21 protein-coding genes and 1 tRNA gene are annotated in these 23,746 nt (G+C 65.4%); 11 read left to right on the top strand and 11 right to left on the bottom strand.

Annotation, left to right across the window (positions count from 1 at the left end; genetic code table 11):
- The first annotated feature begins 3 nt into the window (after window positions 1–3).
- The 4 genes from M2332_RS16035 to M2332_RS16020 all read left to right on the top strand — a co-directional run bounded on the left by M2332_RS16035 (window position 4) and on the right by M2332_RS16020 (window position 5,240).
- The gene (locus M2332_RS16035; RefSeq protein WP_264574989.1) at window positions 4–1,116 is read left to right on the top strand and encodes a glycoside hydrolase family 43 protein; all 1,113 of its coding nucleotides are present in this window, start codon (window positions 4–6) and stop codon (window positions 1,114–1,116) included.
- 5 nt (window positions 1,117–1,121) lie between these two features.
- Window positions 1,122–2,570, top strand: coding sequence for a xylulokinase (xylB, locus tag M2332_RS16030; RefSeq protein ID WP_264574825.1), 1,449 nt, complete (start codon window positions 1,122–1,124; stop codon window positions 2,568–2,570).
- 28 nt (window positions 2,571–2,598) lie between these two features.
- Window positions 2,599–3,909: a xylose isomerase gene (gene xylA, locus M2332_RS16025; RefSeq protein ID WP_264574824.1), complete on the top strand. Its 1,311-nt coding sequence runs from the start codon at window positions 2,599–2,601 to the stop codon at window positions 3,907–3,909.
- Window positions 3,910–4,172: 263 nt separating this feature from the next.
- Window positions 4,173–5,240 carry a LacI family DNA-binding transcriptional regulator gene (locus M2332_RS16020; protein ID WP_264574823.1) on the top strand — a complete coding sequence of 356 codons (1,068 nt, stop codon included), beginning with the start codon at window positions 4,173–4,175 and terminating at the stop codon, window positions 5,238–5,240.
- A gap of 61 nt (window positions 5,241–5,301) precedes the next feature.
- Here M2332_RS16020 and M2332_RS16015 read toward each other — a convergent pair whose 3' ends face one another.
- From M2332_RS16015 to M2332_RS16000, 4 genes are all read right to left on the bottom strand, one after another.
- Window positions 5,302–6,720 carry a sugar porter family MFS transporter gene (locus tag M2332_RS16015; RefSeq protein ID WP_264574822.1) on the bottom strand — a complete coding sequence of 473 codons (1,419 nt, stop codon included), beginning with the start codon at window positions 6,718–6,720 and terminating at the stop codon, window positions 5,302–5,304.
- A gap of 67 nt (window positions 6,721–6,787) precedes the next feature.
- Window positions 6,788–7,648 (bottom strand): SMP-30/gluconolactonase/LRE family protein, encoded by an 861-nt coding sequence (locus tag M2332_RS16010; protein ID WP_264574821.1) that lies wholly within the window; start codon window positions 7,646–7,648, stop codon window positions 6,788–6,790.
- A 1-nt stretch (window position 7,649) separates the two neighbouring features.
- The gene (locus M2332_RS16005; protein ID WP_264574820.1) at window positions 7,650–8,414 is read right to left on the bottom strand and encodes an SDR family NAD(P)-dependent oxidoreductase; all 765 of its coding nucleotides are present in this window, start codon (window positions 8,412–8,414) and stop codon (window positions 7,650–7,652) included.
- Entirely contained in the window at window positions 8,411–9,484 is a 1,074-nt protein-coding gene (locus M2332_RS16000) for a fumarylacetoacetate hydrolase family protein (protein ID WP_413715989.1), read from the bottom strand. The genes M2332_RS16005 and M2332_RS16000 overlap by 4 nt, the downstream gene beginning before the upstream one ends.
- Before the next feature lie 169 nt (window positions 9,485–9,653).
- Between M2332_RS16000 and M2332_RS15995 the strand changes: the two genes are divergently transcribed.
- Together M2332_RS15995 and M2332_RS15990 are read left to right on the top strand one after the other, a co-directional pair.
- Window positions 9,654–10,664, top strand: a complete 1,011-nt coding sequence (locus tag M2332_RS15995; protein ID WP_264574819.1) for a sugar kinase — start codon at window positions 9,654–9,656, stop codon at window positions 10,662–10,664.
- A 46-nt stretch (window positions 10,665–10,710) separates the two neighbouring features.
- Entirely contained in the window at window positions 10,711–11,307 is a 597-nt protein-coding gene (locus M2332_RS15990) for a 2-dehydro-3-deoxy-6-phosphogalactonate aldolase (RefSeq protein WP_264574987.1), read from the top strand.
- 102 nt (window positions 11,308–11,409) lie between these two features.
- On the opposite strand, the gene M2332_RS15985 is transcribed toward M2332_RS15990, so the two are convergent.
- Window positions 11,410–13,872 carry a glycoside hydrolase family 9 protein gene (locus M2332_RS15985; protein WP_264574818.1) on the bottom strand — a complete coding sequence of 821 codons (2,463 nt, stop codon included), beginning with the start codon at window positions 13,870–13,872 and terminating at the stop codon, window positions 11,410–11,412.
- 325 nt (window positions 13,873–14,197) lie between these two features.
- Here M2332_RS15985 and M2332_RS15980 point away from each other — a divergent pair, with 325 nt between their 5' ends.
- The 4 genes from M2332_RS15980 to M2332_RS15965 all read left to right on the top strand — a co-directional run bounded on the left by M2332_RS15980 (window position 14,198) and on the right by M2332_RS15965 (window position 17,940).
- Window positions 14,198–15,148, top strand: coding sequence for an alpha/beta hydrolase (locus M2332_RS15980; RefSeq protein ID WP_264574817.1), 951 nt, complete (start codon window positions 14,198–14,200; stop codon window positions 15,146–15,148).
- A gap of 61 nt (window positions 15,149–15,209) precedes the next feature.
- Complete coding sequence (locus M2332_RS15975) at window positions 15,210–15,914, top strand: acetylxylan esterase (RefSeq protein ID WP_264574816.1); 705 nt, start codon at window positions 15,210–15,212, stop codon at window positions 15,912–15,914.
- Window positions 15,915–15,968: 54 nt separating this feature from the next.
- On the top strand, window positions 15,969–17,411 hold the full coding sequence (locus M2332_RS15970) for a family 43 glycosylhydrolase (RefSeq protein ID WP_264574815.1): 1,443 nt from the start codon (window positions 15,969–15,971) through the stop codon (window positions 17,409–17,411).
- Between the two features lie 94 nt (window positions 17,412–17,505).
- Complete coding sequence (locus M2332_RS15965) at window positions 17,506–17,940, top strand: pyridoxamine 5'-phosphate oxidase family protein (RefSeq protein WP_264574814.1); 435 nt, start codon at window positions 17,506–17,508, stop codon at window positions 17,938–17,940.
- Between the two features lie 47 nt (window positions 17,941–17,987).
- Here M2332_RS15965 and M2332_RS15960 read toward each other — a convergent pair whose 3' ends face one another.
- A complete protein-coding gene (locus M2332_RS15960; protein ID WP_264574813.1) occupies window positions 17,988–18,986 on the bottom strand; it encodes an SdiA-regulated domain-containing protein in 999 nt (332 codons plus the stop codon).
- A gap of 208 nt (window positions 18,987–19,194) precedes the next feature.
- Between M2332_RS15960 and M2332_RS15955 the strand changes: the two genes are divergently transcribed.
- Window positions 19,195–19,908 carry a DNA alkylation repair protein gene (locus tag M2332_RS15955; RefSeq protein ID WP_264574812.1) on the top strand — a complete coding sequence of 238 codons (714 nt, stop codon included), beginning with the start codon at window positions 19,195–19,197 and terminating at the stop codon, window positions 19,906–19,908.
- Window positions 19,909–19,913: 5 nt separating this feature from the next.
- On the opposite strand, the gene M2332_RS15950 is transcribed toward M2332_RS15955, so the two are convergent.
- The 5 genes from M2332_RS15950 to trmD all read right to left on the bottom strand — a co-directional run bounded on the left by M2332_RS15950 (window position 19,914) and on the right by trmD (window position 23,741).
- Window positions 19,914–19,990, bottom strand: a tRNA-Arg gene (locus tag M2332_RS15950).
- A gap of 91 nt (window positions 19,991–20,081) precedes the next feature.
- Window positions 20,082–21,644: an ABC transporter permease/substrate-binding protein gene (locus M2332_RS15945; protein ID WP_264574811.1), complete on the bottom strand. Its 1,563-nt coding sequence runs from the start codon at window positions 21,642–21,644 to the stop codon at window positions 20,082–20,084.
- 3 nt (window positions 21,645–21,647) lie between these two features.
- Complete coding sequence (locus M2332_RS15940) at window positions 21,648–22,442, bottom strand: ATP-binding cassette domain-containing protein (RefSeq protein WP_264574810.1); 795 nt, start codon at window positions 22,440–22,442, stop codon at window positions 21,648–21,650.
- A 186-nt stretch (window positions 22,443–22,628) separates the two neighbouring features.
- Complete coding sequence (gene rplS, locus M2332_RS15935) at window positions 22,629–22,997, bottom strand: 50S ribosomal protein L19 (RefSeq protein WP_181559181.1); 369 nt, start codon at window positions 22,995–22,997, stop codon at window positions 22,629–22,631.
- Window positions 22,998–23,039: 42 nt separating this feature from the next.
- Window positions 23,040–23,741, bottom strand: coding sequence for a tRNA (guanosine(37)-N1)-methyltransferase TrmD (gene trmD, locus M2332_RS15930; RefSeq protein WP_264574809.1), 702 nt, complete (start codon window positions 23,739–23,741; stop codon window positions 23,040–23,042).
- Window positions 23,742–23,746: the final 5 nt, after the last annotated feature.

Genomic DNA, 23,746 nt, shown 5'->3' with positions numbered 1-23,746 from the left:
CCGATGCTCCGGACCAGCCTTGTCGTGCTTGGTCTCGCCACCGCCCTTTCCGCCTGCTCCTCGGATGAACCGGCCGCTGCAAACAATGGCGCGACTGGCGCGGCGCATGAATCGGATGGCATCTCGGCTGACGGCAAGCGCTTCCTCTCCCAGCCGCTCGTGACGGAGATTTTCACCGCCGATCCCTCGGCCCATGTCTTCAACGGCAAGATCTACGTCTATCCCAGCCATGATGTCGACGCAGGCATCCCCGATGATGACCTTGGCACCCAATATGCCATGCACGACTATCGCGTGCTGGAGATGGAGAAGATCGGCGGCCCGGTGAAGATCGGCCCGGTCGCGCTGGACGTGAAGGACGTGCCCTGGGCCGCCAAGCAGATGTGGGCACCCGACGCCGCGTTCAAGGACGGCACCTACTATCTTTACTTCCCGGCCAAGGACAAGGACGGCATCTTCCACATCGGCGTGGCGACCAGCAGCACGCCCATGGGTCCGTTCAAGGCCGAGCCCAAGCCGATTGCCGGCAGCTTCTCCATGGACCCCAATGTGTTCACGGACACGGACGGGACCAGCTACATGTATTTCGGCGGCATCTGGGGCGGCCAGCTCCAGAACTGGGCCAAGGGCAAATATGATGCCGCGATCGGCGTGACCGATCTCAAGGCGGACGACCAGGCGGCGCTCATGCCCAAGGTCGCCAAAATGGCCCCGGACATGAAGAGCTACGCCGAAGCGCCGCGTGATGCGGTGATCCTCGACGAGAAAGGCAAGCCGCTGCTGGGCGGCGACCACAACCGCCGCTTTTTCGAGGGTGGCTGGATGTATAAGCGTGGCGACACGTATTACTTCACCTACTCGACGGGCGACACCCACTTCCTCGTCTACGCCACCGGCAAGTCGCCTTATGGTCCGTTCACCTATCGCGGCAAGATCATGGAGCCGGTGCAGGGCTGGACCACCCACCACTCGATTGTGGACTGGGGCGGCAAGACCTGGCTCTTCTATCATGACACGCAGCTGAGCGGCAAAAACCACCTGCGCAATGTGAAGGTCACCGAGCTGACCTTCAACGCCGACGGCACGATCCAGACGATCAATCCGTTCCACGACTGACCGGCATGTTCCTCGGCATCGACATCGGCACCTCCGGCGTGAAAGCGGTCGTCATCGACCAGCATGGCGCCGTTGTCGGCCAGGGAACGGCAGCGCTCACCGTGCAGCGGCCGCATCCGCTCTGGTCCGAGCAGGACCCGGCCGCGTGGTGGGCTGCCACCACCGCAGCGGTGCAGGCCATCGACCCCGCCGTGCGGCGCGCCGTGCTGGGCGTCGGGCTCGCCGGCCAGATGCACGGCGCCACGCTGCTCGGCGCGGACGATCAGCCGCTGCGTCCTGCGATGCTGTGGAATGACGGGCGCAGCCACGCCGAATGCATCGCGCTGGAAGACAAGACCGACGCCTTCCGCACAATCGGCGGCAACATCGTCATGCCCGGCTTCACCGCACCAAAGCTCGCCTGGGTCGCCCGGCACGAGCCGGAGATCTTCGCCGCCACACGCACCGTGCTGCTGCCCAAGGACTATATCCGCCTGCAAATGACCGGCGACAAAGCCACGGACATGTCCGACGCCGCCGGCACCTTGTGGCTGGATGTTGCCGGGCGGCGCTGGGCGGAAGCACTGCTGGACGCGACCGGACTCAGCCTTGCGCACATGCCGGCGCTGTACGAGGGCACAGAGCTGACCGGCACGTTGCGGGCGGAGGTCGCTCAGCTCTGGGGCATGTCCCCCGTTCCGGTTGCCGCGGGGGGCAGCGATAATGCCGCCGGCGCTGCGGGCATCGGCATCGTCAGCGATGGCGACGGGCTGCTTTCCCTCGGCACATCGGGCGTAATCTTCATCGCCAACGACCAGTTCAAACCCAATCCAGACCGAACCGTGCACGCCTTCTGTCACTGCCTGCCTGCACACTGGCATCAGATGGCCGTGCACCTGTCGGCGGCGTCGTGCATAGACTTTGCTGCACGCCTCTCCGGTGCAGCCGGCGCCGCCGACCTCTTTTCCCGCGCGGAGTCCGTTGGCCCCGCGTGCGGACCGGAACTCTTCCTCCCCTATCTCTCAGGCGAACGCACACCGCATAACGACCCGCAGGTGCGCGGCGCCTTCCTCAATCTCGATCATGATAGCGGGCCGGAGCGGCTGGCGCAGGCGGTGCTGGAGGGCGTTGCCTTTGCCTTTGCCGATGGGCTGGATGCGCTGCGCGACGCCGGCAGCGATGTGCAGGAACTGGCCGTGATCGGCGGCGGCGCGCGGTCGCGCTATTGGGGCCAGATCATCGCCGCTGCACTCGGCACGCGCCTGAATTACCTCAAGGGCGGTGAAGTCGGTCCGGCGATGGGCGCGGCCCGCCTGGCGCAGATCGGTGTAACCGGCGGCGCACCTGCCGACATCTGCACGACGCCGCCGATCGCTCATGTGATCGAGCCAGACCCGCTGACCGCCGAACGACTGGCCCCCAAGCGCGAGGCCTTCCGCCGCGCCTACCCCGCCATTCGCGCCGCGCAGAGCTGACATTCTTGAAACCGACAGGGAGCGCCTGATGGCCACCGACTATTTCGCAGACATTGCCCCCATTGCCTATAAGGGCCCGGATACCGACGACGAGCTGGCCTATCGCTGGTATGACAAGGATCGCGTCGTGCTCGGCAAGCGGATGGAGGATCATCTGCGCTTTGCCGTGTGCTTCTGGCACACATTCTGCTGGCCGGGCTCGGACGTGTTCGGCGCCGGCACCTTCAACCGCCCCTGGCATGCTGGCGCGAATGACAGCGCCGCCGCCCATCAGAAGCGCGCGGTCGCCTTCGATTTCTTCAAGAAACTCGATGTCCCCTTCTACTGCTTCCACGATGTCGACGTGATGGCGCAGGCCGAAAGCGTGGCCGAGCATCGCCGCTACCTCGCCGAGGCCATCGATCATCTGGAAGAGCTGCAGGCTTCGAGCGGCCGCAAGCTGCTGTGGGGCACCGCCAATCTGTTCGGCCATCCCCGCTTTGCTGCCGGCGCCGCGACAAATCCGGACCCGGAAGTCTATGCCTTCGCCGCCATGCAGGTGCGCGATGCGCTGGAGGCCACGCATCGCCTGGGCGGCGTCAACTATGTGCTGTGGGGCGGCCGTGAGGGCTATGAGACGCTGCACAACACCAACTTGAAGCGCGAGCTCGATAATTTCGGGCGCTTCCTGACGCTGGTGGTCGAGCACAAGCACGAGATCGGCTTTTCCGGCACGATCCTCATCGAGCCCAAGCCCCACGAGCCCACCAAGCATCAATATGATTTCGATACGGCCACCGTTTACGGTTTCCTCAAGCGCTATGGCCTCGAGAATGAGGTGAAGGTGAACATCGAGGCGAACCACGCCACGCTCGCCGGCCATACCTTCGAGCATGAGCTGGCCACGGCGGCGGCGCTCGGCATCTTCGGATCGATCGACGCCAATCGCGGCGACCATCAGAATGGCTGGGATACCGACCAGTTTCCCAATTCCGTGGAAGAACTCACCGTCGCGATGATCGAGGTGATCCGCGCCGGCGGCTTCACCACCGGCGGGTTCAACTTCGATTCCAAGGTCCGGCGCCAGTCGATGGACCCGGTGGACCTGTTCTACGGCCATATCGGCGGCATCGACACGGTGGCGCGTGGCCTGCTGAATGCCGCCGCGATCATCGAGGATGGCCGCATCGATGCCCTGCGCAACCAGCGTTATGCGGGCTGGGATGGTCCGCTGGGCAAGGAGATCGCCGCGCTCGACCTCGCCGGGATCGCCGACCTCGCCGTAACCCGCGCGCTCGACCCCAAGCCTGCCTCCGGCCGGCAGGAGCGGATCGAAAATCTCGTCAATCGCTTCATTTGAGCCATGCCGGACCCGGGCGCTTCCTCTTCGCCGGGTCAGGTCACTGATGAGGTGGTCGCTACGGCGGCCACCTCTTTTTTTGCTATCTTCTCGCCCAGGCGCTAACGAAACCGAAATTGCCGTGCCCCCATAGATCGGCACAAGAGACGATAACGACGCGGAGCCAAAGCAAGATCGCCCCCTCATCTTATCTGTTGCGATGAACGCACGATGTTGGGAGAGGTCTCGCCCGGTTCCGGATAGGAAGGCGAACAAGTCAGGCGATGGTCACCAACCGCAGTTCCCGCTCGTCCCGTCGGCAGAGCTCTGGTCCCAAGATCGAGGATGTCGCCCGCCTGGCCGGCGTTTCGCCGATGACCGTGAGCCGCGTGATCAACAAGGGCACCAATGTCCGTGAGGACAAGCGCCTGGCGGTCGAGGCTGCGATTGCCGAACTGAACTACGCGCCCAACATCGCCGCTCGCACGCTCGCCGGCGGGGAGGACACGCGCATCGGGCTGCTTCACTCCAACCCGAGCTTTGCCTATCTCAGCGAGTTTCTGGTGGGCATATTGGCGGAGACCAGCCGCACCGGCGCGCAGTTGATCGTCAAGGAGTGCAATGAGGAAGGCGCAGAGGACAAGGCCATCGAGGCGCTGCTCAAGGGCCGTGTAGACGGGATCGTCCTGCCCCCTCCGCTGAGCGACTCCCCCTCCGTGCTCGCCGTGCTGGAAGGCGCCGGCGTGCCGGTCGTCGCGGTCGCCACTGGGCGCGCGCCGGACTGGGCGCTTTCGGTGAGCATCGATGACAAGGCGGCCGCCCACGCCATGACCGATCACCTCATCCTGCTCGGGCATCAGCGCATCGGCTTCATCACCGGCCACCCCAACCAGACGGCCAGCGCCGAGCGACTGGAGGGCTACCGCTCCGCGCTGGAGAAGCACGGCATCGAGCCCCGGCCCGAGCTGATCGAGCAGGGCTTCTTCACCTTCCGCTCCGGGCTGGAGGCAGCCACGCGCCTGCTCGACCTGCCCGAGCCGCCGACGGCGATCTTCGCTTCCAACGACGATATGGCCGCAGCTGCGCTGACCGTCGCGCACCGGCGCGGCATCGATGTGCCGCAAATGCTGACCATCTGCGGGTTCGACGATACCGCTCTGGCGCTCACCAGTTGGCCGGAGCTGACCACGATCCGCCAGCCGATCACCGATATGGCGCAGCAGGCGGTGGCGCTGCTGACCCGGGAAATCCGCATGCGCAACGCCTCATCGAAGGGCGTGGACCACCCGCATGTCGTGACGCCCTACACGCTGATCGCGCGTGAGAGTGACGGACCCCCGCCCCAGCCCTGAAAAGCGAACGGCCCGGCAACGCCTAAGCGTGACCGGGCCGAGCGTGTTGTCGGGTGAGCGATCAGCCTTCCATCTGCTCCAGTTCCCGTCCCTTGGTCTCGCGCACCATGGCGCGGACGAAGAAGAAGGAGACGGCGGCAAAGAAGGCATAGCCGAAATAGGCCACCGCAAGGCCAGGGCTGACCACCAGCGAGGGGAAGCTCACCGAAACGAGGGCGTTCGCCAGCCACTGCGCCAGCCCCGCCACCGCCAGGCCCGAGCCACGGATCTGGTTAGGGAACATCTCGCCCAGCATCACCCACATGATCGGCCCCCAGCTCAGGTTGAAGAAGATCACGTAGAGATTGGCCGAAATCAGCGCGATGATGCCATTGCTGCCGGGCAGCACCACGCCGCCATCGGCGCCCGTGACCGCCGTGGAAAAGGCATAGGCCACGATCGCCAGCGTGACGGCCATGCCCGCCGATCCGAAAAGCAGCAGCGGCTTGCGGCCGATCTTGTCCACCAGGAACATGGTGGCGATGCAGGCGGCGATGGAGAGCACGCCCGAGAGGATGTTGGTCTGCAGCGCATAATCCTCCGAGAAGCCGACAGCCTCCCACAAGGTGGCGCCATAATAGAAGACCACGTTGATGCCGACGAACTGCTGGAAGATCGCAAGGCCGATGCCGGTCCACACGATCGGCCGGATGCGCCCCGTCGTCTTGTCGATGAGATCGGAGAGACGCGGGCGATGGTGATCGGCAGCGAGGCTGTCGCGGATCTCACTCACCTTGCGCGTCGCTTCCTCGGGGCCGAACAGCCGCGAGAGAACCGCATGGGCGCGCTCTTCCTTGCCCTTGACCACCAGATAGCGTGGGCTTTCGGGAATGATCAGCAGCGCCAGGATGTAGATGGCCGCCGGGATCGCCTGCAGCAGAAACATCCAGCGCCACGCCGGCAGATCGAACCACAAGGTCGCCGTCGAGCCGCCGGCATAGCGCGCCAGCACGAAGTTGGCGACGAATGCTCCGGTAAGGCCGGTGATGATCATCACCTGCTGAATGCTGGAGAGGCGCCCCCGGATCGAGGCTGGCGTCACCTCGGAGATATAGACCGGCGAAATCACGCTGGCCGCGCCGACGCCGAGGCCGCCGATGATCCGCGCCACGATGAACATCGCCGAAGACCCGGCCGCACCGGCCAGAAGCGCGCTGATGAGGAAGAGCAGGCCGGCCAGCATCATCACGCCGCGACGGCCAATGAGGTCGGACATGCGCCCGGCGAGAAACGCGCCCAGCGCGGAGCCGACCAGAATGGCGCCGACATTGATGCCGATGCCCAGCGCGCCCAGGTCAAACGCGGATTCCAGCCCTTTCTGGGTGCCGTTGATCACGCCGGAATCATAGCCGAACATGAAGCCACCAATGGTGGCGATGGCCACGATGGCGAATATGAACCCGATGTTGGTTCGCCCGATGGCGTGCGTTTCAGCGCTCATGCCGAGCCCCTCCTCTCTCTCAAAAATTCTGCCGACTCCAGCCGAGGCCGTGACGGCGTTTCTTCTGTCAAATATCTGCCGGGGTAACCGGCAATCCTGCAACCTTGGGATCGAATGCGAAGACGTGGCCGGCCAACGGCTGTGCCTCACGCGCGGCAGCATCCAGCCCCTTGTGCGCGGTGGTGGCATAGGCCGTGCGCAGATCCGGCCCTCCAAAGGCGATCTTGGTGACATTGGCGACGGGGAAGGAGATGGTCTGCATCAGCGAGCCCTGCGGATCATAGCGCCGCACGCCCCAGCCGCCGAACAAAGCGACCCACAGGCAGCCCTCACTATCCAGCACGGAGCCGTCCGGCCAGCCGGCGCCATCCTCGATGGTGATGAACAGCTCGCCCGCGCCGACCGTGCCGTTCTCATCGACCGGGACTTTCCAGATTTTCCGGCCAAGCGTGTCGGTGTGATAAAGCGTGCGCCCATCTGCGCTGATGGCAGGGCCATTGGTGATCTCGACAGCAGGCACGGCCGTGGCGGCGCACTGCCCGCCGGCGAGGCAATAGAGACGCCCGGTATGGGCGGCTTCGCTGTCGTCCATGCTGCCGAACCACAGCCGCCCTTGAGTATCGGTGGCGGCGTCGTTCAGCCGATTGCCGGGCAGATGCGGCTCCGGATCGTGGAACAGCGAAAATGTCCCGCTTTGCGGATCGAACCGATGCAGGCCGGTGCGCACGCCGGTCATCATGTCGCCGCTGCGCGTAGGCAGCGCCCAGCCGATCTGGTCCGGCGCATCCCATACCGCCAGCGCGCCGGTGGTCGGCACATGGCGGTAGAGCCTGTGCGCCTTGATGTCGACGAACCACAGAGCATGGTCCCACCAGACCGGCCCTTCGCCGAGCGTCATGCCCAGGGGAAGGATCGGCTCGGGCTGCATCTCAGCGCCAGCCTGCGTCGACGAAATATTCGTGCCCGCTGCACAGCGCTCCGTCATCGGAGGCGAGGAACAGCGCCAGCGCGGCGACATCGCGCGGCTGGATGCGGCGCGGGAGGCACTGGGCCTGCAGGATCTCCGCCTCACCTTCCGGCGTGTACCACTGCTTCTGGCGGGGGGTATCGACATTGCCCGGCACGATGGCGGTCACGCGGATATTGTCGCCGCCCAGATCACGCGCCAGCGCGCGGGTCATGCCCTCCACGCCGGCCTTCGCGGTCTGGTAGAGCACCAACTCGGACATGCCGAGATGCCAGCTCACCGAGCCCAGATTGATGACGGCACCGCCGCCCCGCGCCCGCATCGCCGGAACCACAGCTTGCGCGGCGAAGAATTGATGGCGCAGGTTGGTGGCCATGCGCTCGTCCCAATAATCGGCGGTCACCTCGTCATAGCGGTGGCGGTCGTCATTGGCGGCATTGTTGACCAGCACGTCGAACCCGCCCATCTCGCTCTCCAGCGCGCGGACGGTCCGCTCCAGTTCGGCGACGTTGCGCAGGTCGCAATGGCGAAAGCGCGCGCCGGCGAGATCCCGCGCCAGATCGGCGCCGGCAATGTCGTTGAAATCGAGGAAGGCGACGTGCGCGCCCTGCCCCGCGAAGGCCGCGACGATGGCCGCCCCGATCCCGGTCGCCCCGCCGGTGACCAGCACGTTCTTGCCCGCCAGGCTGGGATAGACGGCGTATTGTGTTTGCTCAGACTTGTTCATGCCGATTCCAGAAGACCGCGCCGCTGCAGATTTGCGTAAAAGGCGCCGATGCCCATCTGCCAGGGCGGTGCATCGCGCGAGGTGACGACCCGGTTGACCAGACGACCCAGCTTGTCGGATGCGATGGTGACGACATCACCCACCTTGTGAGTGAAGCCACGTCCCGGCTCGTCGCGGTCCTGCACGGGCGCGAAGAGCGTGCCGAGGAACAGCGCAAAACCATCGGGATATTGGTGCTCGCTCAGAGTCTGGCGCACCAGATCGAGCGGATCGCGGCTGATCTCCGCCATGTTGCTCACGCCCTTCAGCACGAACCCATCCTCTCCGGCGATGGTCAGCCGCACTTCGGCACGGCGCACATCATCGATGCTGAAGCTGTCATCGAACAGCCGCACCAGCGGGCCGATGGAACAGGAGGCGTTATTGTCCTTGGCCTTACCGAGCAGCAGCGCCGAGCGGCCCTCGAAATCGCGCAGATTGACGTCATTGCCGAGCGTCGCGCCGACGACGGCGCCGAGGCTGTCCGCCAGCAGCACGATCTCCGGCTCGGGGTTGTTCCACGCAGAATCCGAACGGATGCCGATCGCGGCGCCGGGCCCCACGGTGGAGAGCACCGGCGACTTGGTGAACACCTCCGCATCCGGGCCGATGGCGACCTCCAGATATTGCGACCACAGCCCATCCTCGATCAGCGCCTCCTTGAGAGAGGCGGCCTCTGCCGTACCGGGCTGGACGGAGCGGATTTGCCCGCCAATGCGCGACTCCAGCCGCTCGCGGATCGAGGCAGCCCGGCTCCAGTCGCCCCGCGCCCGCTCCTCGATCACCCGCTCGATGGCGGAGAGAGCGAAGGTGACGCCGCAAGCCTTGACGCACTGTAGATCGACGGGGCTGAGCAAGCGCGTGGATGCCGGATCAAAATGGCCCAGCGACGTGCCGCCAGCGCCTGAAAAATCGCCGCTTTCCACAAGGGCCGAGACGGTCGGCCAGACGTGCGCCATATCGAGCAGTTCACCCTGCCGGACGAGCACGGGGCTCGGGCCATCGCCAAAATCGGCTCGCCCCAGAAACATACCCTCTTCCCAATCGACGGGCAGCATCGGGCCGGACTCTTCTGGATGTATCACTTCCTCTCCCTCGCCCCCCGAGGGCGCCCCTGTGTGTTAGCGCTATCAAGAGCTATTGCGCTTGTTTGTCAAGAGGGGCTACTCCTGCGCCTCTAACGCGTTGACAAGAGAGACGATGACACCCGGCCCGATCCTCTGTTTCGGCGAACTGCTGCTCCGCCTCTCCGCCGTACCGGGCGAGAGCCTGTTCCAGAGCGAGCGGCTGGATGCGCGATTCGTCGGCGCGGAAGCCAATGTCGCGGTGGCGCTGACGCGGCTGGGCGTGCCGAGCGCGTTGCTCACCGCGCTCCCGCCGGGCGCGGTCGGGGATGCGGCGCTGGACGCCCTGCGCCGGCCCGGCGTGGACGTGCGCCATGTGCAGCGCCAGCCCGGGCGGATAGGGCTGTTCTATCTCATGCCCGGCAGCGGCCTGCGCGCGCCTGCGATCAGCTATGATCGCGCCGGCAGCAGCTTCGCGATCACCCCGGCCGAACGTTATGACTGGGCCGCGGCGCTGGAGGGCGTGGCCATGCTGCATCTTTCCGGCATCATCCCCGCCCTTGCGCCTGAGGCCCACAAATTGTCCCTCGCGGCGATGGAAGCGGCGAAAGCCGCCGGCATCCCGATCTCCTTCGACGGGAATTTCCGCGCGACGCTCTGGGAACGCTGGTGCGACGATCCCGCGCCGATCCTCGCCCGCCATGTCGAGATGGCCGATCTGTTCTTCGGCAGCGCGCGGGACATTGCGATGCTGCTCGGCCAGTCCTTCGATGCGCAGGACGCGGACGGACGCCGCGCCGCAGCCCAGGCAGCCTTCGCGCGCTTCCCCAATCTGCGCCACATCGCCTCCACCCATCGCGTGGTCACACATGCCGGGCTCCATCACCTTTGCGCCCGCCTCGATACACCGGATGACAGCTTCGAGACGCAAGCGATTGAAGTCGGCGGAATCGTTGACCGGATCGGCACCGGCGATGCGTTCGCCGCCGGCGTGATCGCGCATCTCGATGCCGGCATCGCCACCGCAGCCGAACGCGGCCTGGCGCTCTGTGCGCTCAATCATTTCGTCCATGGCGATTTCAGCCCGATCAGCGCGGAGGAACTCGCCGCATTCCGCCCCGGCCAAACCGGCGATGTCCGCCGATGAGAAAGCGAGCATCCCTGTGAAACCTTGGTTCGATCAGATCGCCGACATGCCGCTGGTGGCGATCCTGCGCGGCCTCACACCCGAGGAGGCGCCCACTGTCGGCTCTGCGCTCATCGAGGCGGGCCTGCGCTGCATCGAGGTGCCGCTCAATTCGCCGCGCCCGCTGGAGAGCATCGCCGCCCTCGCCCGCCTGCCCGGTGGTGCGCTGATCGGGGCCGGAACCGTGCTCAGCGCGGATGCGGTCGATCAGGTCGCGCAGGCGGGCGGGCGCGTCATCGTCTCGCCCAACATGAACCCGCAGGTGATCCGCCGCACCAAGGCGCTCGGCCTGCTTTCTGTGCCCGGCATCGCCACGCCCAGCGAGGCCTTCGCCGCCATCGATGCCGGGGCCGATGCGCTCAAACTCTTCCCCGCCGAGATGCACAGCCCGGCGGTGCTCAAGGCGATGAAGGCGGTGCTGCCCGCCGACATTCCTGTGCTGGTGGTGGGCGGCATCGGGCCGGACAATATGGCCGCATGGCGCAGCGCCGGCGCTGCCGGGTTCGGCATTGGATCATCGATTTATCAGCCGGGGCTGGACGCAGCACAGGTCCGCCAGCGGGCAGATGCCATGGTAGCGGCGTGGCGCGCGCTTGAGCACTGAGCGCTTGTGGAGGCGTGTTCGGCAAAACCCTGCCCCACCCCCGCCGTGACCCCGGGTCAAGCCCGGGGTGACGGTTAGAGGGGTGGTTAGTCTCACCCCTGCTTACCGCTCCGCGTTCGCCAGCTCATGCGCAGCGTTCGCCAGTTCGATGAATCCCGCGCCGGCCGAGATCACATATTCATTCTGCCCCCAGAAGAACGGCCAGTCCTCATGGTTCTCCGGGAAATCGGGCTTGATAATCAGCGCACCCGGCACCACGCCGCCGGCGATGAAGCTGAAGTCCGCGCGATTGGTGCCATAGGCGACTTCCTTGGATCGCGCGCCAACCGCCGAGACGAAGGAAATATCCGAGCCGGGATGGTTGCCGAGCAGATAGTCGATGCTGCGAAACACCGCATCGCTCTTCACAATCTCCGGGAAAGCCTTGTGCAGTGCATAAGCGGCGAGACCATAGTCGATCACGCCTTCATTCCCCGCCCAGCCGCCTTCCGAGATCGGCACGCCATAGGGATTGGCGGCGGCGATCTTGTCGCTCTGCGCGGCCCATTGCCGCACGAGCGGCTCCATCGCTGTGCGATAGGAAGGCGGCATGAACGGCAGGGCTTCCGTCGCCAGCGCGGCCTGAAAGCCGAAGAATTTTGAGACGGACGGCCACAACGCCTCGATCTGTGCCGCGTAGCGCTTGTCGCGCGTAGTCTTGAGCAATTGCACGGCGGCCGCGAACTGCTCGGCTTCGAGCGGCCCGCCGGTCGTATTGCCATGCTGGAAGACATAAGGCGGATGGCTCTGCTCCTCGACCCACACCCGCGTCGCAATGGCCAATGCCTTGGCGGAGAGCGCCGGGTCCAGCGTCTTGAGGGCGCGACTGGCCGCAGCCAGCGCCGCGATCGAACCGTAATTGAGCGCCGAGGACCGACTGGTGAAAGCCCAGCGATCATCGGGCGTGCCGCTGCGGTCCCCCTTCACCTCATAAGGCTTGAGCGCCGGGTCATAAATCTTGCCGTCGGTCTTGGTCACGGCGTCGCCAAGATGCGTGTACTGCCCCACATCCGGCTCCACGATGCCGTGGATCGCATGGCCCACCGCATCGAATTGCGCGACGAGCTGGAGCGTGCCGTGGCGGATCTGCTGGAGCAGGTCAGGCTGACCATCGGGCACATGGATTTCCACGCGCCGTGTGGCATCGTCGACGCTCATCGTGTCGCGATCCAGCCCGAAGCTCTCCCAACTGCGCACCATGGAGCGGATCACGGCATATTGGGTCTGCGTGCGGATGTCATAGTCGCCGGCATCGTACCATCCGCCGATGTTAAGGCCGGGAATATGCTCGCCAGGCTTGAAGCGCGTATCAGTGGTCGGCCCCTGCGCATAGAGGTCGATATGCTCATGATTGAGCGGCGCCTGCCGGGCATCGTCCTTGTGGGATTCGCCGTGCCAGACCCGATAGGCCTCATTGACGGTCACATGGTCCATCGCCACCGGGAAGTAGACGTCCAGTGTTGGATGCCAGGCATCGGCGAACAGATCCTGCGCGATGCGGAACGGCGCGGTCTTGCTGTCGCCATAGGCCAGCCGATAGAGGCCCGGCGCGCGCACGGTGCTGAAGTCGAAACGCAGATAGCGATAGCGCAGATAATCCCCCGCTTCGGCAGGCGTGCCGATGAGCACGGGCACCTCCTGCCCCGAAGGCTCCACGCGTAGAAGCTGCACCTGCGGTCGCCGGGTGTCCGCGCGGTCGATCTCGATCGTCGCGACCTTCGCCTGCCCCGGCGTGTAGCCAAGCTGCGAATGGCCGATGGACGGCGGCCGCAGCCAGCCGGGCGTGCTGGTCGGAGAGAGGGTCCACTGCACCACCACGCCCGTCTTGCCCGCCGGCAGCAGCGACCGCAGGACGAACCAGCCATTCTGCGCCTGATTGCGCCCGTCATACAGCGCGATGGGCGTCTGCGAGCGCAGGCGGACCCGGCGCGCGGCATCCGACGGGGCAAGGACGATGTCGCTGCCTTGCGCCAGAGGGAGCGGTTCGGCACCGGGACCATCGCTGCGTCCGCTGGCGGGATTACGCTCCGGCGTCCGCGCCATCGCGCTGGCCGGATAACGCGGGAAGGCGCCGGCCTTGCCATCCACCATGAAGGCATTGTGGTAATAAGCCGAGGGCAGGAACTCCAAATTCAGCCCCGCCTTGCCCACCAGCGCCGCCGGCAAGGCGCGCGGCAGTTCGACCGTCAGGAGAAGGTCCGCGCCGCGCGGAACGGCGCGGATGATGTAGCGAAAATCATGCTCAGGATATTCCAGCACCGCCTCGATGGTGCCGGTCCGCGCATCGACCTTGCGTTCGATCATCCGCCCGATGGCATCCCACTGGCCCGGTGTGGCGGAGAGGCGGACATCGCCATTGGTGGCGATGCGCCGATCCTGCTGGATGATCTCCACACCGCTGATCTTCGAATCGGCGAAAAGCCCGTCATACCAGTTGCTGAACACCAGCACATTGGCGGCAGGCGCCTCAAAATAGCCGGAGTCACCAAGCCGCAGGGCCGGTTCCTCGCCATGGGCAGCGGGCATCACCGAAGCCATAAAAACTACGACAAAAGATCCAAGCAAAGCCCCGCGCCGCATCCCATCCCTCCTGATTTTGTTAACGCTAACATAGCGGCGTGATTCTAGGATTTGCAACAAAATTGTGCGATAACGCTGACTTACGGACTCCGCGGCACCGCTCAGCGATTGAAACTGCGGGCTATTTTTGTCGGACAAGTTGACGTTTGAATAGATCAACGATTATTCTGCAGCCATCGCATCGGGGGACTCGCAGGTTCGCCGCAATGGCGTATCGAGGAGGAGGCAGGCAGTCGGCCTATCGACCGCCGCTAAACCGGGGAGGAAAGTCTTGAACATCTCGATACGTCATGCGTCCGTTCGCACCGTGCTGTCCGCGCTGGCTCTCGCCGCCTTGTTTCCTGCCGCCCTGTCACCTGCCGCCGCGCAGGATGCGACCGTTACCGCCATTCCCGCGCCGGCAGAACCCGGCGCCATTCCGCTCGGCACCGGCCCGGTCAAGGGCGCCACGGCGCCCGAAAGCTGGTTCCGCCAATATGGCGTGCCAATGGCCCGCAATGTCTCCACCGCCACGCTTACACCGGTGCTGCCGGCACCGGGCAAGGCCAATGGCACGGCGGTCATCGTCGCGCCGGGCGGGGCTTTCCTGCTGCTTTCCATGGAAAATGAAGGCTGGCGGGTTGCCCGCGCGCTGGCAGACCGGGGCATCACGGCTTTCGTGCTCAAATATCGCCTGCGGCCCACACCGCCCGCGCTTGCCGATTTCGATCGCCAGTTGCGCGCTGCCTTCGCCAATGTCGGCCGGGCGGAGACGCGCTCCAGCCCGGACGAGGCCGTGGCCGGGCTGCCGGAGCAGATCGCCGATGCCGTGGCCGCAATCACGCTGGTGCGCGCCCGTTCCGCCGAGTGGGGAATCGACCCTAAGCGCGTCGGCATGATGGGCTTTTCCGCCGGGGCCATGACGACGATGGTCACGACCCTCGCCCGTCCCGATCTCGACCTGGCGTTCATCGCGCCCATCTACGGCTCGATGGAACGGGTGACCGTCCCCGCCAACGCGCCGCCCTTGTTCGGCGTCATCGCCTCGGATGATCCGCTGTTCGCTAAAAAGGGCTTCGGCCTGCTCGATGCCTGGCAGGAGGCCGGCAAACCGGTTGAATTCCACCTCTACGAGCGCGGCGGCCACGGTTTCGGCCTCGGCAAGGACGGCACGACCAGCACCGGCTGGCTGGATGCGTTTGTGGCGTGGCTGGACATGCACGGGCTGCTGAAACCGTCCTGACCTGCCCCGCAGGTCTCTTCCCGGGCTGCGCACGCCGCAGCCCACCCTTGAAGGAATGACCATGATCGCGTCCAAGGCCCTATCTCATGTGCGTTGCTGCCTCGCCCCGCTGGTCCTGTTGGGTGCCCTGCAGGGTGTCGCAAGCGCGGCGGAGGACGCAGGCACCCTCGCGCCCTTTTTCACGCCAGCCGGACGCGCCTCGGCCAGACCGGATGCGGACGGGTTCATCCGCCGCTGGCTGATCCTGGAGCCGATCGCCAAGCCCAACCGCACCAACACGGTGTTTACCGGCAGCTATGTGCGCAAGACGCTGACCGCCTATCCCTTTCCCAACCAGACCAGCGGCCTGCCACGCGCAGGTGAGACTGTGACCGTGGAAGGGCAAACGCTCGCCTGGCATGCACTCGATTCAAGCGCGTTCGACGTGAAGCTGTTCAATTTCGCCCAGTCGCTGGGCAAGACCAAATATGGCGTGATCTTCCATGTCGCGACCGTCGTGGACAGCCCGCGCGACATGGAGGTGCGCATGGCCGTGGGCTCAAACTCGGCCTCCATGTGGTGGGTGAATGGGGTGGAGACGGCCGTCCTGTTCAACGATCGCCGCATGGTGATGGATGATGTGCTCTCGCGCCACATCACCCTGAAAAAGGGCCGCAACATCATTCGCGGCGCGGTCATCAACGGGCCGGGCCTGAGCGATTACTGCGTCCGCTTCATCGATGAAGCTGGACGCGGCGTCACCGATCTTGCGGTGACCACGCTTTGAACGAGCCGCACCCCGGCTCCTCCCCTCTCCCCTTCGCCCAACCGAGGTGATCGCATGAACCGCACCGTCGCAGCCACTGGCCTCACCCTTGCCCTCCTGCTCCAGAGTCCCGCCAGCGCGCAGCTTGCAGGCGAGCCCTATATCCACGATCCGTCCACCATCACCTATTCGGACGGCAAATATTACACCTTCGGCACCGGTCAGGGCGGCCTGGTGTCCGAAGATGGCTGGACGTGGCGCAGCGGCGGCAACCGGCCGGGCGGCGGCGTGGCGCCCGATGTCATCAAGATCGGCGATCGCTATTATGTCTCCTACGCCGTCGGTGGCGGCGGCATGTCCGGCGGCCATGCCAGCGACGTGAAGATCATGTGGACCAAGTCGCTCGATCCCGCCTCCCCCGATTTTGGCTATCATGAGGTGGGCACGGTCGCCTCCAGCGACGGCAAGGAAAATCTCGACGCCATCGATCCCGCTTTCCTCTATGTCGATGGCCGGCTGTGGCTGAGCTATGGCACCTATTTCGGCGCAATCCAGATGATCGAGCTGGACCCCGCCACCGGCGCGCGCAAGGCCGGCAATAAGGCGGTGGATATCGCCATCGACATGGAAGCGACCGCCCTGCTCCACCGCGATGGCTGGTATTATCTTCTTGGCACGCACGGGACCTGCTGTGACGGCCCCAATTCCACCTACCACATCCGCGTCGGCCGCTCGCGCGATCCGCTCGGGCCTTATGTGGATCATATGGGCATTCCGCTGCTCAAGGGGGGCGGCAAGATGGTCGTCAACGCGCGCGGACGGGACATCGGCCCCGGTCACTTCGGGCTGATCGACCTGGGCGAAGGGGTCGAGAAGTTCTCGATGCACTATGAGATCGACATGAACCGGGGCCGCAGCGTGCTCGGCATCCGCCCCCTGCTGTGGAAGGATGGCTGGCCCGTCGCGGGCGACAATATCGCCGAGGGCACCTATGAGATCGAGGCCGAGCGCAGCGGCTACGCCCTCCAGCTTGCCACCGATTTCGTGCGGGTCGATTTCGACGCCCGCCGCAGCTTCTTCGCCCCGCCCGGCACACCGCCTGTCAACGTACCCGACCAGACGCTCGCACAAGTGGAGCCTGGATGGCCGAACAAGGCCGTATCGGTCGATCTGGGCGACTATATGGTCCGCCCCCAGCAGCTTTGGACGGTCGCCCCCGTGCCGGGCGCGGGCGGCGTGATGGGTGCGCCTTATTACAAGATCGTCATTTCCGGCACGCAACGGACGCTTGCGGCGACGGCCACCGGTGAGGTGGAAGCAGTGCCGGCCTTCACCGGCGCGCCCGAGCAGCTGTGGCGGATCGACCAGCTCACCGACGGCACTTACCGGATCATGTCGAAGGCCACGCCCGGCACGGGCGAAGCACGCGCCCTCGTTGCCATCGGCGGTACCACGCCGGCGCTAGTCAAGTTTGATCCCGAGAGTCCGGCCGGCCGCTGGACGTTCAAGAAGCCCTGAAGATCGGCGTCAGGCGACCCGACGCAACCTTAAGCTATCATGATCCGTTGGAGGAGACCGGACGCTCTCGTCCGGCTTCTCCAGGAGGCCCTTAATGGCTGACATGACGCTCGATGACCTGTCCGAGAAGATGGGCAAGATCGATTTCGGGATGCTCTCCACGCGCACGGAGGGCGGCGCCCTGGCCAGCCGGCCGATGAGCAACAATGGTGAGGTCGCCTGGCGCGGCGACAGCTTCTTCTTCACCTATGAGGCGGCGCGCACCATCGCCGATATCGAGCGCGATCCCGAGGTGGGCCTTACCTTCACGGGCGCGGTCGGCCTGCTGGGCGGACCGCCGCTGTTCATCGCCGTCGAGGGTCGAGCGGAGCTGATCCGCGACAAGGCGCGCTTTGCCGAGCATTGGAACAAGGATCTCGAACGCTGGTTCGAGCAGGGCATCGAGACGCCGGATCTGGTGATGATCCAGGTCCGCGCCCGTCGCATCCATTACTGGAACGGCAGCGACGAGGGGGAAGTCCCTCTCTGATCTAAGCGGGCGCCGCGGTCTGCCCGCGACGCCCGTTCCCGCTGCGTTTAGCTGAAAGCGCGTGCGACCTTGCGCCGCCGCATGGTGCTGCCGATCAGCGCGAAGCCACCCAGCATCATCGCCCAGGTCGCAGGCTCCGGCACCGATCCGGCATAGCTGAGCTTCACCAGATAAGACTGGTTCGGCCCGTCGCCATCGTCGCTCACGAGGTAGATGTTGCCGGCATCGTCGAGGGTCAGGCCCTCGAACTTGCCGCCCTGGTTGGCCGGGTCGACCAGCGACTTGAAGCCGGAGAGATCATAGCTGCTCACGACCTGGCCGGCCTGCGTCACCTCGAGCAGGTTGAACGAGCGGCCGCTGAGGATGAGCAGATTATCGCCGAACGGCGTCGCGGAGAAGATGCCATTGGAAAGCACCGCAATGTCAGACAGCCGGTCGAGGCCCGGCAGCGCCGCAATATCGAACAGCTCGGTGACCGTCGCCGTCTCCGTGCCGAAATTGGCGCCGGAGATCTTCCAGATCGTCTCCGGGCTGCGCTCCTTCACGCCATAATAGTCGCCAGTCACCTTGTTGTAGGCAATGCCCTCCAGGCCGCTATTGCCGGCATCGGGGCCGACGCTGATCGTCGGCGCATCCGGATAGGCGGTGTAGGTGCGGGTCGTGCCGTCCACGCCGGTCTGGCTGAGCAGCGCGATATCCTGATAGCGTTCCTCGGCGACGACATATTGGCCATTGCCCACATAAGTAAGACCCTCGGCGTCGCATTGGGAGGAGCCGAGCGAAAGGCAGCCGGAGAGGATGATGGTGGCGGTCTTGTTGCCGTTCAGATCATATTCGCCCCAGATGTTCGTGCCGTCATCCTCTTCCTCATCATTGGTGACCATCAGCGTGCGCGTGTCCCAGTTATAAGCAACCGCGCTGGCTTCCTTGGTGTCGATCGCTTTGCTGAAGCCGACGACATAGTTGTCGAGCAGGCCAGCCGCGTGGGAAGACGCAGCAGAAAAGGCGAACATCGCAATGCCCGCGCGCAGAAACATCATCTTCATGGCAACCTCCGAATCATGCCCTCCCCCATGGAGGTCGCCCGCCTATCGGAGGCGCGAATGACAGGATGATTACATTTGATTAACCATGATGACGGCTACGGGAAGGACCGCACCAGATCGGGACATGCGCCTGCGCCCCATCAAAGAGCGAATGCAGCAGGCGGCCTAGATGCGACCTCGCAACGTTCCCAATACAGGATCTCAACTCATGCCCGCCCCCCTCACCCAAGCATCATCGGTGCCGGAGATCGTTGCCGCCATGCAAAGCATGACCTCCGAGCCAGTACTTGCCGGCATGCAGCGGGTCGGCATTCGTACCGATAATGCGTTGGGGCTGAGCAACCCGGTTTTGCAGGGCATCGCCAAACAGATCGGCCCTAACCATGAACGCGCGATGGCCTTGTGGCAGACTGGCATTCGCGATGCGCGGGTGCTGGCGATCTACACCGCCGAGCCGGCCCAGCTGACGACAGAGCAAGCCCGCGCATGGGCGGACGATTTCGAGTCCTGGGAGATCGTGGACATCGCCGCTGACTTGTTCGTGGAAGCGGGGCTTGACGCGCTCATTCCCCTGTTCGCCGCCGACGAGCGCGAGTTCGTCCGCCGCGCTGCCTTTGCCATGATCGCCGGCGTGGCGGTCCATCGCAAGGCCGAGCCGGACGCAACCTTCATGGACGCGCTGCCCCTGATCGCGCACCATGCGCAGGACGCGCGAAACTATGTGCGCAAGGCGGTAAACTGGGCGCTGCGCAACATCGGCAAACGCAACCTCGCCTGTCACCAGCCGGCCCTGGCGCTCGCGGAGCAGCTCGCCACATCGGACGACAAGACCGCACGCTGGGTCGGCAGCGACGCGCGCCGCGAACTCTCAAGTGCGAAGGTGATCGAAAGGCTGCACCACAAGCAGCGATCAAAATTGTGAGATTTTGGTGCACCCGACTGGATTCGAACCAGTGGCCTTTGCCTTCGGAGGGCAACGCTCTATCCAGCTGAGCTACGGGTGCGTGGAAAGGTCCGCTATCAGTTTTGATGCAGCCGGCCAAGAGTAAAGGTAGGCCGCCCTCCGATTATTGGCGGGCGATGATTGGGCCGCGATTATTGGTCGCCCTGCCCTGCGTTCCTCTCCATCAGCCACCGGGCGGCGACGGCCGGGGCAACCGGACGATCCGGGCGGTCGACCATCAGATTGGCCGCGCGCATCCGCTCGACCGGAATGGCGCCGATCAGCGGTTTGAGCGCCGCCATCAGCCGCGCATCCGTCTCGCGGCCGGGCGCCACCATCACGATCGCGTCATAGGGCGGGATGCGCTCCAGCGGGTCAGCGAGCACCAGCAGATTGTCCGCCGCGATGCGCCCGTCACTTGAAAAGGCGGAGATCACATCGACATCCCCATCCTTCACCGCCCGATATAGGAAGGTGGATTGATATTCGCGCGTCCGCGCGAAGCGCAGGCCGTAGCCTTGCGTCAGCGCGGTCCAGTCCGGCCGCGTGAAGAACTCGAAATCGCCGCCCATGACAAAGCGCGGGGCGTAAGGCGCGAGGTCGGCAATCGAGCGGATGCCGAGTTGCTGCGCCTTGTCGGCGCGCATCGCCAGCGCATAGGCATTCTCGAAGCCGAGCGGACCGACCAGCGTCACGCCATGTTCGCGCTTCAGCCACTCCGCCATCTGCGCCAGCATCGCGGCGCGCCCCGGCTGATCGGTACGGCCCATCACATTGGCCCAGACCGTGCCGGAATAATCGACATAGACGTCCACATCGCCCTGCGCGAGCGCCCGGAACACCACCGCCGATCCCAGCCCGCTGCGCACGGTGGCCGTGCCGCCCTCATCCGCCAGCCGCTGGCCGATAAGATCGGCCAGGATATATTGCTCGGTAAAGTTCTTGGCGCCGATGACGTAGCCGCCCTTCGTTGCCGGGGCGAACACGCTGGCCGCCGCCGTGGCGATGCCGAGGCACAGGATCAGCGCCCCCGCCCAGATGCGCCTGCGCGCGCGCCGGGCGATCCCCGTCTCGATCAGACCGAGGAGTTGATCCACGGCCAGCGCCAGCGCCGCAGAGACGCCGCAGCCGAACAGCACCCACACCCAATTCTCGGTCTGCAGGCCGGAGAAGATATAATTGCCAAGGCTGGTCTGCCCGACCGGCGTCGCCAGCGTGGCGGTGCCGATCACCCAGACGGCGGCGGTCCGCACCCCGGCCATGGCGACCGGCGCGACCAGCGGCATCTCCACCTGCCGGAGGCGTTGCCGGTCGGTCATGCCGACGCCATGCGCCGCCTCGATCAGCGCCGGATCAAGGGTGGTGATGCCGGTGACGATGTTCCGTACGATCGGCAGCATGGAGTAAAGGGTCAGCGCCAGCAGCGCAGGCAGGAAGCCGAGCGCCGAGAAGCCCTGCCCGGTCAGCCGCAGAGAGAGCAGGGAGAGCGCTAGCAATAGGGGGTAGAACAGCGCCATCAGCGCCAGCCCCGGAATGGTTTGTACGAGGCTGACGAAGGAAAGGACCGGCCAGCGCAGTCGCGGGCTGCGGCTTGCGGCGATGGCCAGCGGCAGGCTGAGCAGAATGCCCAGCCCCAGCGCGGCCGCGCTCAGCAGCACATGAAAGCCCAGATATTCCGGCAGCACGCGCAGGGCGCTGGAGAGGGAGCTGTCCATCGCTCAGTCGGTCCCCTCCGGCCCGGCCGCGATCAGGCGCCGGACCTGTTCGGCCTGCCGCATCGGCATCGCCATCAGCGCGCGCACGGCCTCATTGGGCGGATCGGTCAGCAGCCGGTGCGGGGTATCGTCGGCAATGATCCGGCCGCCCTCCAGCATGACGATCCGGTCGGCGAGCAGCACGGCCTCGAAGACGTCATGGGTCACCAGCACGGTGGTGAGGCCCAGCGTCTCGTGCAGGCGGCGGCAGGCGCGGCCGAGCGTGTCGCGGGTGATCGGGTCGAGCGCCCCGAATGGCTCGTCCATCAGCAAGATGCCGGGTCTTGCCGCCAGCGCTCGCGCGATCCCGACCCGCTGCCGCTGACCGCCCGAGAGCGCATCGGGCATGCGCACGCCATAATCCTCGGGCAGGTCGACCAGCGCCAGCAGCTCGCCTACGCGGTGGACGATATCCTGCGCCGGCCAGCCGAGCAGGCGCGGCGTCAGGCCGATATTCTCGGCGACGCTCAGATGCGGAAACAGGCCGATACCCTGAAAAACATAGCCGATCTCCCGCCGCACTTCATAAGCGGGCCGGTCATTCACCGGCTCGCCGTGGATGCGGACGATACCGCGGTCCGGCTCGATCAGCCGGTTGATGCACTTGAGCAGCGTCGTCTTGCCCGAGCCGGAGGCGCCCACGAGCGCCACGAAGGTGCCCGCTGCAATATGCAGATCGACATTGTGCGTGGCGAAGGTCCGACCGCCATCGAAACTCTTGGCAACGCTCTCCAGCGCGATCGCATCGGCTTGGCTCATCGGGCCATGATGGCGGCGCCAGGCGAGAATAGAAAGCGAACTTTCCCCGGCCCGCCGCAAATGCGGCGCGATGCCAGCATCCCACAGACGAAAACGGAGGCCCTGGGGCCTCCGCTCACATCATCCCGCGGGATGATCGCTCGCCATCGCCTGATGGCTTTGGGCGCGTCACCGCGCCCGTAAGGCTTATGCCTCTTCGCGGGTGTCGCGACGCTCGGCGATACGCGCACGCTTGCCGGTGCGGCCACGCAGATAATAGAGCTTGGCGCGACGCACGACGCCCTTGCGGACGACCGTGACGCTGTCCACGTTCGGCGAGTAGAGCGGGAACACGCGCTCAACGCCCTCACCGAAGCTGATCTTGCGCACGGTGAAGTTGGAGCCCATGCCCTTGTTCGAACGCGCGATGCACACGCCCTCGAAGTTCTGGACGCGGGTGCGGTCGCCTTCGACGACCTTCACGCCCACGCGCAGCGTGTCGCCCGGACGGAAATCCGGAATATCCTTGGAGATGGCGGCAATGTTTTCCGCCTCGATGGTCTGCAGCAGGTTCATCTGTCCTGTCTTCCTTCGTCTGCGTCGCGCGCCAGAGGCAGGTCAGTCCCGAGCGTTCCTGTAACGCTCCCAGAGGTCCGGCCTGCGTAACCGTGTGTCATCCTCCGCCCATTGTTTCCGCCAGGCGGCGATCTTCGCATGATCCCCCGATCGCAACACTTCAGGGATCATACGCCCTTCCCATTCCTGGGGTCGGGTATATTGCGGATATTCGAGGAGGCCGTTCTCAAACGATTCCTCGACACCGCTAGAAGCCGCGCCCATTACGCCGGGAAGCAGGCGAATGCAAGCATCCAGCAGCATGAAAGCGCCGATTTCTCCGCCCGAGAGTATGATGTCGCCCATCGACACCTGTTCGATCGGCCGCCCTTCGAACAGGCGTTCGTCAAAACCCTCGAAGCGCCCGCATAAAATCGTGGCGCCCGGCCCCTCGGCCAGCCTGCGAACCCGCGCCTGCGTGATCGGCGTGCCGCGCGGCGTCATCGCAAGCACCGGCAGGTCCGGGCGCGCATCCAGCGCATGATCGACAGCGCGTGCCAGCACATCGGCGCGCAGCACCATGCCTGCCCCGCCGCCTGCCGGCGTATCGTCCACGCTCCTGTGCTTGTCCGTCGCGAAGTCGCGGATCTGGATGGGTGCGCAGGACCACGCCCCCTCCCCCAGCGCCCGACCGGCAAGCGAAATGCCGAGCGGCCCGGGAAACATCTCCGGATACAAAGTGAGGATCTGTGCGGTGAAGGTCATGATTT

Source organism: Sphingobium sp. B11D3A, assembly GCF_025961695.1.
Lineage (GTDB): Bacteria > Pseudomonadota > Alphaproteobacteria > Sphingomonadales > Sphingomonadaceae > Sphingobium.
The sequence above is the reverse complement of the archived record's forward strand: the minus strand, read 5'-3'. Positions and strand labels throughout refer to the sequence as shown.

What these genes read in the sequence shown, in the direction of transcription:
- M2332_RS16015 (WP_264574822.1), bottom strand. Translation starts at nt 6,720, where the DNA reads ATGAGCGCTGAAACGCACGCCATCGGGCGAACCAACATCGGGTTCATA.
- M2332_RS16035 (WP_264574989.1), top strand. Translation starts at nt 4, where the DNA reads ATGCTCCGGACCAGCCTTGTCGTGCTTGGTCTCGCCACCGCCCTTTCC.
- M2332_RS15965 (WP_264574814.1), top strand. Translation starts at nt 17,506, where the DNA reads ATGGCTGACATGACGCTCGATGACCTGTCCGAGAAGATGGGCAAGATC.
- M2332_RS16000 (WP_413715989.1), bottom strand. Translation starts at nt 9,484, where the DNA reads ATGTTTCTGGGGCGAGCCGATTTTGGCGATGGCCCGAGCCCCGTGCTC.
- M2332_RS15940 (WP_264574810.1), bottom strand. Translation starts at nt 22,442, where the DNA reads ATGAGCCAAGCCGATGCGATCGCGCTGGAGAGCGTTGCCAAGAGTTTC.
- M2332_RS15945 (WP_264574811.1), bottom strand. Translation starts at nt 21,644, where the DNA reads ATGGACAGCTCCCTCTCCAGCGCCCTGCGCGTGCTGCCGGAATATCTG.
- M2332_RS15960 (WP_264574813.1), bottom strand. Translation starts at nt 18,986, where the DNA reads ATGAAGATGATGTTTCTGCGCGCGGGCATTGCGATGTTCGCCTTTTCT.
- xylB (WP_264574825.1), top strand. Translation starts at nt 1,122, where the DNA reads ATGTTCCTCGGCATCGACATCGGCACCTCCGGCGTGAAAGCGGTCGTC.
- trmD (WP_264574809.1), bottom strand. Translation starts at nt 23,741, where the DNA reads ATGACCTTCACCGCACAGATCCTCACTTTGTATCCGGAGATGTTTCCC.
- M2332_RS15970 (WP_264574815.1), top strand. Translation starts at nt 15,969, where the DNA reads ATGAACCGCACCGTCGCAGCCACTGGCCTCACCCTTGCCCTCCTGCTC.
- M2332_RS15955 (WP_264574812.1), top strand. Translation starts at nt 19,195, where the DNA reads ATGCCCGCCCCCCTCACCCAAGCATCATCGGTGCCGGAGATCGTTGCC.
- M2332_RS16005 (WP_264574820.1), bottom strand. Translation starts at nt 8,414, where the DNA reads ATGAACAAGTCTGAGCAAACACAATACGCCGTCTATCCCAGCCTGGCG.
- rplS (WP_181559181.1), bottom strand. Translation starts at nt 22,997, where the DNA reads ATGAACCTGCTGCAGACCATCGAGGCGGAAAACATTGCCGCCATCTCC.
- M2332_RS15985 (WP_264574818.1), bottom strand. Translation starts at nt 13,872, where the DNA reads ATGCCCGCTGCCCATGGCGAGGAACCGGCCCTGCGGCTTGGTGACTCC.
- M2332_RS16020 (WP_264574823.1), top strand. Translation starts at nt 4,173, where the DNA reads ATGGTCACCAACCGCAGTTCCCGCTCGTCCCGTCGGCAGAGCTCTGGT.
- M2332_RS15995 (WP_264574819.1), top strand. Translation starts at nt 9,654, where the DNA reads ATGACACCCGGCCCGATCCTCTGTTTCGGCGAACTGCTGCTCCGCCTC.
- M2332_RS16010 (WP_264574821.1), bottom strand. Translation starts at nt 7,648, where the DNA reads ATGCAGCCCGAGCCGATCCTTCCCCTGGGCATGACGCTCGGCGAAGGG.
- xylA (WP_264574824.1), top strand. Translation starts at nt 2,599, where the DNA reads ATGGCCACCGACTATTTCGCAGACATTGCCCCCATTGCCTATAAGGGC.
- M2332_RS15990 (WP_264574987.1), top strand. Translation starts at nt 10,711, where the DNA reads ATGCCGCTGGTGGCGATCCTGCGCGGCCTCACACCCGAGGAGGCGCCC.
- M2332_RS15975 (WP_264574816.1), top strand. Translation starts at nt 15,210, where the DNA reads ATGATCGCGTCCAAGGCCCTATCTCATGTGCGTTGCTGCCTCGCCCCG.